The sequence below is a fragment of the Pradoshia sp. Z4_20 genome, from assembly GCF_058216035.1.
Window position 1 is genome coordinate 347967 of sequence record NZ_JBZAJD010000002.1, and the last position, 14544, is coordinate 362510.

General features: G+C 37.5%; 18 protein-coding genes. All 18 read right to left on the bottom strand.

Going from position 1 to position 14544, the window contains the following annotated elements; all coding sequences use genetic code 11:
• Positions 1 to 15: 15 nt before the first annotated feature.
• Complete coding sequence (fliL, locus tag AC4BHP_RS07640; protein WP_139891243.1) at positions 16 to 432, bottom strand: flagellar basal body-associated protein FliL; 417 nt, start codon at positions 430 to 432, stop codon at positions 16 to 18.
• Entirely contained in the window at positions 422 to 643 is a 222-nt protein-coding gene (locus AC4BHP_RS07645; protein WP_139891244.1) for a flagellar FlbD family protein, read from the bottom strand. Before AC4BHP_RS07645 ends, fliL begins: the two co-directional genes overlap by 11 nt.
• A 46-nt stretch (positions 644 to 689) precedes the next feature.
• The gene (flgG, locus tag AC4BHP_RS07650) at positions 690 to 1481 is read right to left on the bottom strand and encodes a flagellar basal body rod protein FlgG (RefSeq protein WP_140461272.1); all 792 of its coding nucleotides are present in this window, start codon (positions 1479 to 1481) and stop codon (positions 690 to 692) included.
• Positions 1482 to 1564: 83 nt separating this feature from the next.
• Positions 1565 to 1954, bottom strand: a complete 390-nt coding sequence (locus AC4BHP_RS07655) for a TIGR02530 family flagellar biosynthesis protein (protein WP_139891246.1) — start codon at positions 1952 to 1954, stop codon at positions 1565 to 1567.
• Between the two features lie 18 nt (positions 1955 to 1972).
• Positions 1973 to 2608: a flagellar hook assembly protein FlgD gene (flgD, locus tag AC4BHP_RS07660; RefSeq protein WP_490551816.1), complete on the bottom strand. Its 636-nt coding sequence runs from the start codon at positions 2606 to 2608 to the stop codon at positions 1973 to 1975.
• Positions 2609 to 2619: 11 nt separating this feature from the next.
• Positions 2620 to 3945: a flagellar hook-length control protein FliK gene (locus tag AC4BHP_RS07665; protein ID WP_490551817.1), complete on the bottom strand. Its 1326-nt coding sequence runs from the start codon at positions 3943 to 3945 to the stop codon at positions 2620 to 2622.
• A gap of 34 nt (positions 3946 to 3979) precedes the next feature.
• Positions 3980 to 4597, bottom strand: a complete 618-nt coding sequence (locus AC4BHP_RS07670) for a MotE family protein (protein ID WP_140461270.1) — start codon at positions 4595 to 4597, stop codon at positions 3980 to 3982.
• Between the two features lie 14 nt (positions 4598 to 4611).
• Complete coding sequence (gene fliJ, locus AC4BHP_RS07675) at positions 4612 to 5052, bottom strand: flagellar export protein FliJ (RefSeq protein ID WP_490551818.1); 441 nt, start codon at positions 5050 to 5052, stop codon at positions 4612 to 4614.
• 4 nt (positions 5053 to 5056) lie between these two features.
• Positions 5057 to 6367, bottom strand: coding sequence for a flagellar protein export ATPase FliI (gene fliI / locus AC4BHP_RS07680; protein ID WP_490551819.1), 1311 nt, complete (start codon positions 6365 to 6367; stop codon positions 5057 to 5059).
• Positions 6367 to 7128, bottom strand: coding sequence for a flagellar assembly protein FliH (gene fliH / locus AC4BHP_RS07685; RefSeq protein ID WP_187393410.1), 762 nt, complete (start codon positions 7126 to 7128; stop codon positions 6367 to 6369). The genes fliI and fliH overlap by 1 nt, the downstream gene beginning before the upstream one ends.
• Complete coding sequence (gene fliG / locus AC4BHP_RS07690) at positions 7121 to 8140, bottom strand: flagellar motor switch protein FliG (protein ID WP_066100433.1); 1020 nt, start codon at positions 8138 to 8140, stop codon at positions 7121 to 7123. The genes fliH and fliG overlap by 8 nt, the downstream gene beginning before the upstream one ends.
• A 13-nt stretch (positions 8141 to 8153) precedes the next feature.
• Positions 8154 to 9746 (bottom strand): flagellar basal-body MS-ring/collar protein FliF, encoded by a 1593-nt coding sequence (gene fliF / locus AC4BHP_RS07695; protein WP_490551820.1) that lies wholly within the window; start codon positions 9744 to 9746, stop codon positions 8154 to 8156.
• A 107-nt stretch (positions 9747 to 9853) separates the two neighbouring features.
• On the bottom strand, positions 9854 to 10162 hold the full coding sequence (gene fliE / locus AC4BHP_RS07700) for a flagellar hook-basal body complex protein FliE (RefSeq protein WP_066100437.1): 309 nt from the start codon (positions 10160 to 10162) through the stop codon (positions 9854 to 9856).
• A 19-nt stretch (positions 10163 to 10181) separates the two neighbouring features.
• On the bottom strand, positions 10182 to 10700 hold the full coding sequence (locus tag AC4BHP_RS07705) for a flagellar basal body rod protein FlgC (protein WP_140461267.1): 519 nt from the start codon (positions 10698 to 10700) through the stop codon (positions 10182 to 10184).
• Positions 10701 to 10702: 2 nt separating this feature from the next.
• Positions 10703 to 11095: a flagellar basal body rod protein FlgB gene (flgB, locus tag AC4BHP_RS07710; RefSeq protein WP_066100443.1), complete on the bottom strand. Its 393-nt coding sequence runs from the start codon at positions 11093 to 11095 to the stop codon at positions 10703 to 10705.
• Positions 11096 to 11647: 552 nt separating this feature from the next.
• Entirely contained in the window at positions 11648 to 12424 is a 777-nt protein-coding gene (codY, locus tag AC4BHP_RS07715; protein ID WP_066100446.1) for a GTP-sensing pleiotropic transcriptional regulator CodY, read from the bottom strand.
• A gap of 132 nt (positions 12425 to 12556) precedes the next feature.
• Complete coding sequence (gene hslU / locus AC4BHP_RS07720) at positions 12557 to 13972, bottom strand: ATP-dependent protease ATPase subunit HslU (protein ID WP_140461266.1); 1416 nt, start codon at positions 13970 to 13972, stop codon at positions 12557 to 12559.
• A gap of 16 nt (positions 13973 to 13988) precedes the next feature.
• Positions 13989 to 14531 (bottom strand): ATP-dependent protease subunit HslV, encoded by a 543-nt coding sequence (hslV, locus tag AC4BHP_RS07725; protein WP_140461265.1) that lies wholly within the window; start codon positions 14529 to 14531, stop codon positions 13989 to 13991.
• Positions 14532 to 14544 lie beyond the last annotated feature (13 nt).

A 14544-nucleotide genomic window follows, 5' to 3' on the forward strand; every position in this document is an offset into this window, starting at 1 on the left:
TATGTCCGTCGCTTTTTATTGGAGAATAGACGAGGTAGTATAAACTTGAATAACCTTACCTTCCTGCATCAACTCATTCACTTGTTCCTTAAGTTTATTTTCAAATTCCAGTTTGCCCTTTTTATCATTCAGTTGTTCAGCTTTCATCTCAGATAATTCTTTAATGACAATGTCATTTACTTGGAAAATTCTTTTTTCTAATTCCTCTTTTGCCTTTTTACCGTCTGTTTCCATCATATACGTTACTCGAATTAACGTATTATCCGTTAAGTTAGTCGTAATTTCCGGTATTTCAACAGAATATTTAATAACCTCATCAATACTCGGTTCTTTATCTGCAGAGTCGCCTGTGTAATTCATTAACACAACAACCGCGATGATCCCCAGCAAAGAAATAGCTGACAAAAATAAAAGTATTAATTTATTCTTCATCGGTATCCTCCCGGTTCTGCTGATGTCCTAAAACGTTTATGCTGCGATAAAAATGATTAATCATCTGTATAAGTTCTCTTTCCTCAGTTGCGACGATTAACTTTTTTCCATTGGTAAGTGTTATAGTCGTATCTGGATTTGCTTCTACAGACTCTATGAATAATGCATTTAAAAAGTATTTTTTTCCGTTCAATTTGGTTACCTGTATCATAATTGGGAGGGCTAAAGGATTTCTTTAGCCCCTGCCTCCTTTACCATTACCTTTTCAAATTAACTAATTCCTGAAGGATTTCATCAGATGTTGTGATAATGCGGGTATTAGCCTGAAAACCACGCTGTGCCACAATCATATCTGTAAATTCTTCAGATAAATCCACATTTGACATTTCAAGTCGACCTGATGTCAGTTTCCCTCTACCTTCGGTGTCTGCTGTTCCTATGTCGAGTACCCCAGAATTTGCAGATGCTTGAAATGTATTATTACCCGCCTTCGTTAATCCGGCCGGGTTAGTGAATTTAGCTACTCCAATTGTTGCTATAGTGTCACTAGCTCCATTTGCATCGACACCCGTTATTTCGCCGCCCTGTCCAATACTGAAGCTGACTATATTTTGCGGGATAGTGATCTCCTGTTCGTCTATATCTAGAACCTTAAATCCTTCACTTGTCACAAGTGCCCCATCCTGATCTAAATAAAAATTCCCTGCACGTGTATATAATTGTTGATTTCCATTTTTAACTACGAAATATCCATCACCTTCAATAGAAAAATCCAGTGTTCGATTCGTCGTTTGGGCACTTCCCTGTGTATCAATATTATCAATCGAAGCCAGTGAGCTTCCGAGGCCTACCTGAATAGCATTCGTACCGCCCTTATCAGCAGTGGCTCCGCTGGCACCCGAAACAGTTTGGCTCATAGTATCTTTAAATGTAACCCTGCCTTTTTTAAAGCCATATGTGTTCACATTTGCGATGTTATTACCGATTACATCCAATTTTGTTTGGAAGTTTTTTAATCCGCTAATGCCAGAATACATGGAACGTAACATATTATTATTTTTCCCCTTTCAGCTTGGCTGTATCAGTCGATCAACAGCCTGGCTTCCTCTCATGAGGTCCAGCCATCCAGTTTTTATTTTAAAATGATTGCCCCATTAATATTTGTGAAAATTTGGGCTCCCGCTTCGTCTCTATCCATTGCAGTAATGACCGTATTATTTTTTGCATTTACAATGAGGGCTGCATGATCCATCAACACCAATGAATCATTTAAACCCTTGCGCCTTGCTTCAGCCAATTTTACTTCCAGCTGGCCCCATTGATGTTCATCTATCTGTAAATTTCGTTGTTGGATGCGCTGTTGGGCATGCTTGCTGATTGTAATACCTTTATTTGCAGCGTCCAGTTCAGGCCTAAGAAAGCTTTCAAAAGAATCATTTCCACTTTTCATTTGGTTTTTTTGCGCACCTTTAAGTGGATTGGCAATTGGCACTTGTGGCCTGAATATAATTTTTTGATCCATTGACTTCGCCTCTTATCTTTATCCTACTTTAATCAACTGATTGAGAAGCAGAGAGGTTTTCGCTTCATCATTCACCTCTAGTTTAACTTTTCCGTCTCTTTGAAAGACCGAAGATACTTCTGCCGTGTGTTCTTCCCCTTTATCATCCAGCCAAGTCACTTGTTTCCCTATTAGACGACTCGCTTCGGCAAGATTATTGCCCTCTGATAGCTGATTTATGGAAGAAATATTTGCAGGCTCTAATATAGTCCCGTCTTCTAGAATAAATTTCACACTCTCATCAACAAATTGGATGGATTTCACAACACCCTTTCCTTCCACAACCTCCGTGTCCCCACCTTCGTTATCTGGGTTGGCCAGTTTATGATAGGTCACTTCCTGCCCCACAAACTGCGAATAGGTGATTAATAGATTTTGATTTTGTGAGTTCACAAAGCTCTCTAACGTCGTATTCATATTCGTCATTTGCTCAAGACTTGAGAAGGTTGCCATTTGCGCTATAAAGTCCGTATCGTCCATTGGACTGGTTGGATCCTGATTTTGTAGCTGTGTCAGCAATAATTTCAGAAAATCATCCTTATCCAGGTTATTTTTTACTTCCCTCGTTTGATTCTGTAAGGAACTATATAAAAGACTTGTATCAATCGTTGTCAAAATGACTCCTCCTATATTTCCTGATTAATGATTGATTCTTCCAGAACACTTGAAAATCCTGAAAATAATTCTTCATCATGATCCCTAACATTTTGATCTTCTTGATGTTCATGCTGATTTCTTCTCTCTTCCGAAGGAGATTCTTCCTGGAAGTGCGTATCCTGTGATTGTTCTAGGTCTATTTCGTCGAAATCAATTCCCTGTGCAGCCAATGAAACTCTTAGTCCTTGAATCTGAGATTCTAATAGCTCTTTTCCTTTTTGTGTATTGGCAATAATTTTGGCTACCAGCTGGCCGTCTTTTTGTATTAATTCAATTTGCAAGGTACCCAGGTTCTCCGGTGTCAATCGAACAAATAATCTTTGAACACCATTTTGGTTAGTAAAATTCGATTTAGATAAGAGAGATTCAAATGATTTAATGAATTCATCTGCACCTACTGCTTGTCCACCTTTTTCAAGGGTCAAGACAGGACTCTGCTGCTGTGTTTGTAACTGAAGGTCTCCAATCATCACTGTTTGGTTTAACGGAATATCTGCACTTTTAGCAGACATAGGATTGAATCCGACAATGGAACCACCATTTTTGAAGTTTAATGAATAGGTTTTAGATTGCAGATTGTATGTGTTCATGCCTATATCTCTTAATGAAGCAGGATTGTTTTTTACATCAGACAGAATTGGTTTTTTTGTTTCATCCAAGGCTGTCAATTTGTATTTCCAGTTCATTAAAAGAGCATCTAATTGACCAACATTTTCTGCTCCTTTTTGATTGAACGTATGCTTATGGCTCATCACAACCAATTTTCCGAAATTCAACAGAGTAAGAAATGCATTTCTTTGATCATTTGTTAAACCTTCAAATGGTTTTGCTAACCCATTAGTTAATATGCCATTAAGTGTTTCAATATCATCTTCAACAGGAGGCAATTGAGTAAAATCGATCTCCTTAAATGTATCGTATGAATCCAATAAATTCCTTAATGCCTCTTTAATTGCTTCAGAAGGATTTTCACCCAGAAGCTGTTGAATAAACTCTGATTCTGGAAGAGCTTCCTGGTTATTGGTTAGCAGCATATTTAACAGCTCAAATGCTCCTTCCAACTCTTCAAGTCCCTCTTTTTCCAGGAAACTCAAAGTATCATCTACTTCAACTCCATCATGCAGTATTTCATATACTGGATCCTCTGTTTTCTCTGCTTTGTCCAAGCTCTTTTCATCTTGGAGCATTTTATGAAAAGATTTATCCTGAGATTTTTTATTTATTTGTACTTGGTCATTAGGTAAAGCAGTTGTTTTTACAAATTGGTTGTTAGGCAATACACCCATCTGATTCATTTATTCACCTCCTTTCAATCTTTCTGCTTTCCCCTTAAGAATCCTCAGCACCATTACTTTTCTCGGCCGAGATTTTTTCCATTAATACGGCAGCTTTTTTAGCTTCCATCTTTTCCATAATGTCAGCCAAGGCTTCTGTAGTAATAGAGGATAGGATTTTCACCGCTTCTTTCTCATTCATTTCTGCTACTATTAAGGCCGCCTGTTTGGGAGCCATTTTCTCATAGGTATCAATGATATCTTTTGAGGATCTTGAGTTTTGTTCTTTTTTTTGATCTAATTCTGAAATCGTCTGTTCCAGTTGCTCTACGGATAACTGACTGCGCTTGAGTTCAATCTCCTTGTTATCCAGCAATTTTTCAAGACTTTCCGTTTCTTTCTCTTTATCCTTAAGCTCTGACTTAAGACTAGCAATTTCTTTCACATAATCCGCTTGATTTGTTTGATTTGTCTGTTTTTCTGCCTTTTCCTCACTCTCACCTAAAAAGGGAATATTTTCAGCAAGTTTTCCAGCTTGTTCCCCTATACTTTTACCTGAGAAAGTTACGGTGATTACCAGAATTCCAGCTATGAATATCAGAACAATCAATATAGTAAGGAACAAATTCAGTTTACTAAATCCTTTGTTTTCCTTTTCTTCCATACGATCCAACTACTACGCCTCCATCATGAACGGCTCATGTATTGTTGAATAGATATTTCATCCATTTGCCGATTTTCTTCGTATTTCATTGTATTAAAATATCTTTGAAAATCTTTCTCTTTGATTTTCTCGTATTTTTTAACCTCTACATTGCTTTCTATCAGAAGCTGGTGATAAAAGTGCATTTTAGATCGTGTATCCATCACACGCTTTTGATAATGGACAATCATCTTTTCATGATTATCCAAAAAATGCTGATTATATCTGACCTGCTGTACGGACAATCCCTGTTTTAATTGTTCAGATTGTGAATCCAATAACTCTTCTTTCTTTTTCAGCACTTGATAGAGATTTTCGGCTTCTGATTCAAACTCTTTTACAGCTTCTGTATATTTTGACTCTGAATCATTCTTTTCTTTTTCTTTTATCGTTAATATTTTTTCGAATTTATACTGATAGTGCATTGAATCATCCACCCATCTCTACTAATAAGTGCAGTTGTTCGATACTTTGCTGTTTCGTCACTTTTTCATTTACATCCTGTTTTAAATACTCAATGATTGCAGGATATTTAGTAATAGCTTCATCAATGATTGGGTTGGAGCCTTTTTTATAGGCACCAATATTAATTAAATCTTCTGCTTCCAGATAAGCACCTAAGGATTGTCGTACCTTTTCAGCTGCTTTAGCATGAGTCGGTTCTATAATATGAGCCATTATTCTGCTGATACTTTTTAAAATATTGATTCCTGGAAACTGTCCCTTATTAGCAAGGTCTCTGTCTAAAACAAAATGTCCATCTAATATCCCACGTACTGTATCAGCAATAGGTTCATTCATATCATCACCATCTACCAATACCGTATAAAAGGCTGTAATCGTTCCCTTACTGTTCGTTCCAGTTCTCTCTAGCAATCTTGGCAGAATACTGAAGACAGATGGAGTATACCCTTTAGTTGTCGGCGGTTCCCCAACAGCCAGACCCAATTCTCTCTGTGCCATAGCAATCCTTGTAACCGAGTCCATCATCAGCATGACATTCATCCCCCGATCGCGAAAAAACTCAGCTATGGCTGTTGCCGTATAAGCAGCCTTTATTCTCATTAAGGGCGGCTGATCTGATGTGGCCACAACTACTATAGATCTTTTTAATCCAAGAGGACCTAAATCTCTTTCGATAAATTCTCGGACTTCTCTCCCACGTTCACCAACAAGAGCTATCACATTTAAATCAGCTGTCGTATTCCTGGCAATCATTCCTAATAATGTGCTCTTTCCTACTCCGCTTCCCGCGAAAATTCCAACCCTCTGACCTTTTCCAACCGTTAGTAAACTATCAATCATGCGGACACCTGTTTCAATTCCCTCATTAATGGGCGGACGTGACATTGGATTTGGAGGATCCTGCTCCGTTGCTGTAGAGGATAAACCGTATGGAAGTGACCCTCCATCAAGTGGGTTTCCGATAGCATCAAGTGCCTTGCCTATTAAACCTGTTCCTACTTTGATCTCGAGCGGTTTACGAGTCGCCTCGACAATAGAGCCGGGTGCTATCTCACTTACAGCACTATAGGGCATTAAAATGACAATCTCATCCCGGAATCCTACTACTTCAGCCTTTACCTTGTTCTTTTTGCCGGTATGGATCAAGCATACATCTCCAACTGAGCTGGCCGGCCCCTGAGACTCAATCATAAGACCTACCACTCTTTTAATTCGCCCATATCTCTTAAACGTATCGAGAGTATCAATTTGATCTATTAATTGAGAGACTTTCATTAGAGGTCCTCCTCAAGGGATTCCTGAAGCTTAATTCTGATTTGTTCCAGCTGTTCATCCACACTTGCTACCAAACGTCCATTGGATGATTCAATTACACATCCATTTCCTTCTAACTCATCATTCGGATAGATATAAAACTCTGTTTCTCTTGGAAATAAGGACATTAATTCTTTTTTATGTGTTAAGACAAAAGAGTAATGAAGCGGAGGAATATGTAGTTCAATATTTTTATATTCTCGAGCTTCCTTAATTGCTTTTTTCACAATAAATAAATAATCTTCCTCATTTTCGTCTAAGTGCTGATTCATAATTTTTTCAGCTACCTTTATTCCGAGGTTGAGGATGGTAAACTCAGACTTTTCCACAACAGATTGGTATTCTTTTTTAGCTTGGTTCATTGTCTCTTGTGCAAGGTTCAGCATGTGCTGATATTCTCTTTTTGAGTCCGAAGCACCCTGTTTCTTACCAATGAGATACCCTTCCTGTCTGGCCTCTTCAATGAGAATTTGTTTTTCCTTATCCCATTGCTTTACTTCTTCCTGTATCTTTAGATAAACTTGATCAGCCTGTTTCTGAGCTTCTAAAACAATTGCCTCAGCTTTTTGATTTGCTTCCATCAAGAGCCGATTTAGATCAGAAGCTACTGACTCTTCTTGAAAAAGGGACTCATTCTGTTCATTCATTATTTTTTTAATCCGGATTATTTTCTTCTCTTGCGCATGTGTTTCTGTATAATGGGACTTTATAATTCTAGACAATAATGTCATCTCCCCCACCACGGGCTAGGACGATTTCACCGGCATCCTCAAGGCGTCGAATAATCGCAACAATTCTTGACTGCGCTTCTTCTACATCCCGTAAACGAACCGGTCCCATAAATTCCATCTCTTCTGTAAATGTATCGACCATCCGTTTGGACATGTTTTTATAAACAATTTCCTTAACCTCTTCACTGGCGACTTTAAGAGACAGCATTAAATCTTCGTTTTCTACATCTTTTATCACCCTTTGGATGGCTCTATTATCCAAGGTGACAATGTCTTCGAATACAAACATTCGTTTCTTAATTTCTTCAGCCAATTCAGGATCCTGTATTTCTAAAGCATCCAAAATGGTTCTTTCTGTTGAACGATCAACACCATTTAACACTTCTACAACGGCTTCAATTCCACCGGTTTGCGTATAGTCTTGCGTAACAGTGGCAGATAGCTTTCGTTCTAGAATTTGTTCTACCTCATTGATGATTTCAGGCGAGGTGCTGTCCATTAAGGCAATCCGTTTCGCTACATCTGCCTGCATATCCTGAGGAAGCTCTGATAAAATCTGTCCTGCCTGTCCCGCTTCCAAATAAGATAGTATTAAGGCAATCGTTTGAGGATGCTCATTCTGTATAAAATTCAGAATTTGGCCCGGATCTGCTTTTCTGACAAAATCAAAGGGCTTCACCTGCAGAGATGATGTTAAGCGATTGATAATGGCCTGTGCCTGGTCACTGCCCAATGCTTTTTCTAATACAGTTTTGGCATAACCAATTCCACCCTGAGAAATGTAATCCTGTGCCAGCGCAATCGTATGGAATTCATCTACGATATCTTCCTTCTCTTTTGGGCCTACCTTTCGTACGCCTGAAATTTCTAAGGTCAGCTTTTCAATTTCCTCTTCCGATAAATGCTTATAAACATTTGCAGATACATCCGGCCCCATTGAAATGAGCAGGACTGCAGCCTTTTGTTTTCCCGTTAGACCACTTTTTTTATCTCTGATAGACATGTCTTCTTACCCCCTAGTCTTCCGTAATCCATGATCTTAAGAGTTTCGCAAATTCATCAGGCTTTTCTTTCGCCAATTTTTCTAGTTGCTTTCTTTTAACAGTGGCTTCTGATTCTGCTTCGTCTTCAATATCGGCTACCAAAACAGGAGGGATCGGTTCTTCATATTGTTCTATCTCAATTTCTTTATTTTTTCTGGATTTGATAATAAAAATCAAAAGCAGAATAATCGCTAAACATAATACACCGCCAATTACATAAATCCACCACGGAGTACTATTTTCCTGCTGTTCGTCAAATGTAACTTTCCCATTAAATGGCTGGATGGAAATCGCAATTTTTTCCTCTAATTGATCATCTGTTAGAGGATTTTCATTTTCTGATTTATCGATACTTGTTCGCACAATCGTCCCCAAAATATCTCTTATATCAGTTATTCTTTCTTCTGGGAGAGAGTTGGTGTCATTAGCATCAGGTGGTTCAACCATAACCTGAATCCCCAAATCTCTTACTTTGTATGGAGATTCACTAATCTCTTTACGTATTCGGTTAACCTCTGTGTTTACTGTTTCCTCAGTCTTCTCATAATCACCATTTCCATTTGATCCTTCAAGATACTGCGATCCCAGTGAGTCTGAAGGATCTTCAGTAACAGGTGTACCGCCTTCTGCTCCTGTTTCGCCTGTATAGGTCTCTGATAGTTTTTGGGCACTGATCGTCAGGCCTTCCATATTCTCTTCATCCACGGGTTCCACAAGATTTTCTTCTCTATTTTCTTGGGTAAAATCCACATCAGCTGTTACAGAAACAACAACTTTATCGTTACCCATGATCGTTCCAAGCATACTTTGAACTCTGCGTTGTATATCCTTCTCAATCTCTTTCTTTATTTCATTTTGGGATGCAAAACTATCCGTACTATTGCTGCCACTATTATTTAAATCAAAGTACTCAAAGTATTGATTCATAATGACGATATTATCTGTAGGAAGATTTGGGACGCTTTTTGATACTAAATGATATAAGGCTTGTATTTGCTTCTCTTCAAATTCCTGTCCAGGCTTTGTATTTAATACTATGGAAGCCGAGGCCTCCTCTTTTGTATCACTAACGAATACCCCCTTATCAGGGAGGGTGAGAATAACCTCAGCACCTTGAACTCCTTCTATCCCTTTAATAAGGCCTGCTATTTCATTCTGCATAGCATCCTGTTTAATGACATTAAATTCATTATCAGTCATACCAAAGCTTGCATTTTCACTGAAATATGAATAATCTATGCTTCCTGAATTCGGAATACCCTCTGCAGCAAGCTCAACTAGCAACGTATCTGCCATTTCACTTGGAACTAGTATCGTACTGCCATTATCAGCGATTTCCGACGTGATTCCTCTGCCATCCAGATTCTCTTTTATAGATCCAGTTTCTGTTGGTGAAAGATCACTATATAGAGGAACGAGCGTTGTTCTTGAAGTAAGAAAAACAACCGCAGCAGCAATTAGTATTACTGCAGCCATCATACTGATATAGAGTGTTTTCTGTTTACTTGAACGGCTCTTCCAAAAATCTTTTATTTGATTTCCAATTTTTATGAACGTTTCCTTCATCGTGATCCCCCGAACTTAGCTTTTGCATCAATATTAACGTCCACAGAGACTTCCCTGTCATATGTAGGGAATATTAATTTCGTTGGGACAATGCATATATTATTTTTCTACATGCTCATTCTCATTATTTCCTGATAAGCTTCGACTGCTTTATTGCGGACTTCCATAGCCGCCTGCAGCGTTATACTCGCTTTTTGGGATGTAATCATTACATTATGCAAATCAACATTTTCACCAAGTGCTAATTTTTGTGTCATCGTAGCTGATTCTTGCTGAGTCGTATTAATTTCTTCAATAGATTTCTTTAGGACGGACGCAAAAGATTTTTGAGATTCGTATGGTGTAGTATTGGGTGAGTTAGGTAGTTTTTGAGTAAAAATTGAAGAAACAGAGTTGTTTAATTGAATTGGTTCCATCCCTTATAGCCCCCTAATTTTATTTTCCTATTTCAAGTGCTTTCATCATCATCCCTTTGGATGCATTGAATACTGTAATATTCGCTTCATATGACCTTGTTGCACTGATTAAATCAACTGTCTCACGCAATGGATCAACATTGGGCATTTTAACGTACCCCGTGTCTGGATCAGCATCTGCATGGGCTGAATCATAGACCAGTTTATAATCGGGCTCCTCGATATAACCAGCTTCATTGGCTGCCTGATTGCCAGGGTCGTAAACCATATTGACATCTTCCTTAATCGCAGCAACTCTAACACCATTACCAACAGAAGAATTATTTGTTTTATTCATAGCTGTATTCAAAAAATTAGAAAACCCATTATCCTTTGTTTGCAATTCAATTGATTTCCTTTGATAAGGTTGCCATTCACCATCAACATACTTGCCTCTTGTTGTTTCAGCGTTGGCCATATTGGATGAAATCACATCCATACGCAGTCGCTGTGCTGTTAACGCACTGGATGTAATGTTCATGCCAGTGAACAAACCCATACCTACTTACCTCCCTGTATAACACTTTTTAATGTTTGAAAATTGCCATTCAGCCGTTCAATCAATGCATTGTAATAGATTTGGTTAGTAGCCAAATCGCTCATTTCACTATCCATATCCACACTGTTTCCTGTACTATTGTAATTCCGACTGTTACTGGTTACTTGAATGGCACTGCTTCCTGTTTTCTTAAATTCAAAGTGCCTGCTATCGGTTTTAAAGGATTGATTATTTATTTGTGCTGCTTGATCTAATTCAGATTTAAAACTCACATTTTTTGCTTTATAGTTAGGAGTGTCGACATTTGCAATATTTTGGGAGATAGCTTTTGATTTTAATGACGAGTAATTCAACCCTTGTTCAAGCAAGCTGACTGTGTTGGAAAAAAGCTTCATTTTATCACCCTTTCATACTTAGAGAGTTTTCCCTACTCTATTAGTTAATTCATTTTCTACGACAAATCCTTCTATATATTGAACATATATCCAATATACTACTATATTCACTATTATTTTACAGAGTAATATTACATATTTCTTTATTTTAAGTATAAATAAGACAAAATAGTCACATTTATAAATTATTTGTCATAATTTATATTAAAGAAAATTAACATAAAATGATAAGTACAATAGTCCTATTTTGACCAAGAGTTTTTGAATTTACCTGGCTATTTTCACATTTTGTTCAAATTTCAACTAACAAAAAAACGAACCCATTTTTAGGAGTTCGTTTTTTTTCATTACTAATAGAAGTAAATAAAGTAAGTTTGAAAACCCTTCATTGATTTCCCATTATTAAGTAATAAGAGTGCAATAACAATTACTATCAACATCTTACGTTAAATGATATTGTATTGATGTTAATTACAAGTCCAACCGACTTCTTTTATCCAGTAACAAAAAAACCGAAGTCACTTTTTGACTTCGGTCTTTCTATTTGCTGTATTAGCGTTTTAATCCTTCAAGCTCGTTTAAGAATTTAGCATTCAATACTTTGATATAAGTACCTTTCATACCTAAAGAGCGAGATTCGATAACACCGGCACTTTCTAACTTTCTTAATGCGTTAACAATAACAGAACGCGTAATTCCTACTCGGTCAGCTATTTTGGAAGCAACTAATAAACCTTCATTACCTTTTAATTCTTCAAAGATATGCTCAATAGCTTCTAATTCACTGTAAGATAATGAACTGATAGCCATTTGAACAACAGCCTTGCTTCTAGCTTCCTCTTCAATTTCTTCTGCCTTTTCACGCAAAATTTCCATTCCAACAACAGTAGCACCGTATTCACCTAGAATCAAATCATCGTCAGCGAATTTTTGTTCTACACGGGATAGAATTAATGTACCAAGGCGCTCACCGCCGCCTACGATAGGAATAATTGTAGTCCAGCCTGATTTAAATAACTCTTTGTTTTCTACAGGGAAAGCTGTATATTCGCTTTCAACATCAAGATTGGAAGATGTTTCTTTAATATTGAAAAGATTATTTGTATATTCTTCAGGAAATTGACGATCTTCGAGCATTTTTTTCATACGCTCATTTTCAATTTGTTGGTTTATTTGAAAACCAAGTAATTTTCCTCTGCGGCTAACTACGAAGATATTCGCCTGAATTACTTCGCTTAAGCTTTCAGCCATTTCTTTAAAGTTAACTTGCTTTCCGCCAGTTTGTTGCAGCATCGAGTTTATTTTTCTTGTTTTATTCAGTAAATCCATTGTTTACTTCCTCCTATAATGTCTTCTTTTATGGATATTTATCAAGTTTATTGAGTGAACAGGATAATGGAAAAGAGTAAAATGTAACTAATTAGTTGTACCCTTGAGCAATAATCTGAAACATCAAACTACTTATAATATAAACTCACTTAAGTCTTTATTTTTAGATATTGCGCCCAGTTTTTCATCCACATACTTAGGGGTAATCATAATATGCCCCATAGAAATTTCAGGAGCTTCAAATGATAGGTCCTCTAAAAGCTTTTCCATAATAGTATGTAATCTTCTTGCTCCAATGTTATCCGTGTTTTGGTTCACTTCAAAGGCAACCTCGGCTATCCTACGAATAGCTTCGTCTGAAAATTCAATTTCTATACCTTCTGTTTCTAATAATGCTATATATTGTTTAATCAAAGCATTGTCAGGTTCTATTAACACTTTATAAAAATCATCCACAGATAATTTTTTAAGTTCTACTCTGATTGGAAAACGACCTTGCAGTTCAGGAATAAGGTCAGAAGGCTTTGCAATATGGAAAGCACCTGCAGCAATAAATAACACGTGATCCGTTTTAACAGTACCGTATTTCGTTACGACTGTCGAACCTTCAACAACAGGAAGAATATCTCTTTGGACTCCCTCTCTCGATACGTCTGCTGAAGAGGCACCGCCGCTCTTACTCGCTATTTTATCGATTTCATCAATAAAGATGATACCAGTCTGTTCAGCTCGTTCAATAGCTACCTGTGTTACCTCATCCATATCAATCAATTTTTGCGCTTCTTCATTTGCCAATACCTTACGTGCATCTTTAATAGCTAGTTTTCGTTTTTTCTGCTTTTTAGGCATTAGATTACTGAATGCATCCTGCATATTCATACCCATTTGTTCCATACCGGATCCCTGAAGCATATCGAACATTGATGGAGGCTGTTCTTCTACCTCTACAGTAATTACTTCTTCTTCTAACTCACCTTTTAATAAACGCTCTTTGATTAATCTGCGTTTTTCATATATATTTCTTTCATCTTCCTGATTATCTTGATCAGATGGATTGGAAGTATCACCTGAACCGCCGAATATCATCTCAAAAGGATTTTTAAAGGAAGACGACTTTTTGCCTGAAGGTACTAACAATTCTACAATTCGATTGTTAGCATTTTCTAATGCTTTATCCTTCACTTCCAGCATTCTTTCTTCTTTTACAAGTCTAACAGAAGTTTCAGCTAAATCACGCACCATGCTTTCTACATCACGTCCGACATAGCCAACTTCTGTGAATTTTGTTGCTTCCACTTTAATAAAAGGGGCTTTAACAATTTTAGCAATTCGACGAGCTATCTCAGTTTTCCCAACACCAGTCGGTCCAATCATAAGGATATTTTTCGGTACAACCTCATCACGCATGTTTTCTTTTAAGAGACCGCGTCGATACCTATTTCTTAATGCAATAGCGACTGCTCTTTTAGCATCCGCTTGCCCAATTATGTATTGATCCAATTTCTCAACTATTTGTCTCGGCGTTAGATTTTTGTTGTCCTGTTTCATTATGACCCTCCTTTGTTCATAGCTCTTCCAAAATAATATTAGAATTCGTATATACACAAATTTCAGATGCAATTGTTAACGAAGCATGAGCAATTTCTCGGGCTGTCATATTTTCACCGGAAAAACGTTTCAAGGAACGTCCAGCGGCCAGCGCATAATTCCCACCGGAACCAATCGCCAATATACCATCATCAGGCTCAATCACTTCTCCGGTACCTGAAATCAGCAGCATATGATTCGTATCCATTACGATTAACATAGCTTCAAGCTTACGTAAAACTTTATCGCTTCTCCAGGATTTAGCAAGTTCAACCGCTGCACGCTGTAAGTTTCCATTATATTCATGTAACTTACTCTCGAACATTTCAAATAAAGAAAAAGCGTCCGCAACTGAGCCTGCAAAACCGGCTAACACTTTTCCATTAAATAATTTTCTCACTTTTTTTGCAGTGTGTTTCATTACAACGGCATTTCCCATTGTTACCTGACCGTCACCAGCCATAGCACATTCCCCATTATGTTGCACTGCAAAAATGGTAGTAGCATGAAATTGTTCCATAATACAACTCTCC

Excerpts from the sequence above, each read along its gene's own strand:
- fliL (WP_139891243.1), bottom strand. The coding sequence starts at position 432 with ATGAAGAATAAATTAATACTTTTATTTTTGTCAGCTATTTCTTTGCTG.
- AC4BHP_RS07645 (WP_139891244.1), bottom strand. The coding sequence starts at position 643 with ATGATACAGGTAACCAAATTGAACGGAAAAAAATACTTTTTAAATGCA.
- flgG (WP_140461272.1), bottom strand. The coding sequence starts at position 1,481 with ATGTTACGTTCCATGTATTCTGGCATTAGCGGATTAAAAAACTTCCAA.
- AC4BHP_RS07655 (WP_139891246.1), bottom strand. The coding sequence starts at position 1,954 with ATGGATCAAAAAATTATATTCAGGCCACAAGTGCCAATTGCCAATCCA.
- AC4BHP_RS07665 (WP_490551817.1), bottom strand. The coding sequence starts at position 3,945 with ATGAATCAGATGGGTGTATTGCCTAACAACCAATTTGTAAAAACAACT.
- fliJ (WP_490551818.1), bottom strand. The coding sequence starts at position 5,052 with ATGCACTATCAGTATAAATTCGAAAAAATATTAACGATAAAAGAAAAA.
- fliI (WP_490551819.1), bottom strand. The coding sequence starts at position 6,367 with ATGAAAGTCTCTCAATTAATAGATCAAATTGATACTCTCGATACGTTT.
- fliG (WP_066100433.1), bottom strand. The coding sequence starts at position 8,140 with ATGTCTATCAGAGATAAAAAAAGTGGTCTAACGGGAAAACAAAAGGCT.
- fliF (WP_490551820.1), bottom strand. The coding sequence starts at position 9,746 with ATGAAGGAAACGTTCATAAAAATTGGAAATCAAATAAAAGATTTTTGG.
- fliE (WP_066100437.1), bottom strand. The coding sequence starts at position 10,162 with ATGGAACCAATTCAATTAAACAACTCTGTTTCTTCAATTTTTACTCAA.
- AC4BHP_RS07705 (WP_140461267.1), bottom strand. The coding sequence starts at position 10,700 with ATGGGTTTGTTCACTGGCATGAACATTACATCCAGTGCGTTAACAGCA.
- flgB (WP_066100443.1), bottom strand. The coding sequence starts at position 11,095 with ATGAAGCTTTTTTCCAACACAGTCAGCTTGCTTGAACAAGGGTTGAAT.
- codY (WP_066100446.1), bottom strand. The coding sequence starts at position 12,424 with ATGGATTTACTGAATAAAACAAGAAAAATAAACTCGATGCTGCAACAA.
- hslU (WP_140461266.1), bottom strand. The coding sequence starts at position 13,972 with ATGAAACAGGACAACAAAAATCTAACGCCGAGACAAATAGTTGAGAAA.
- hslV (WP_140461265.1), bottom strand. The coding sequence starts at position 14,531 with ATGGAACAATTTCATGCTACTACCATTTTTGCAGTGCAACATAATGGG.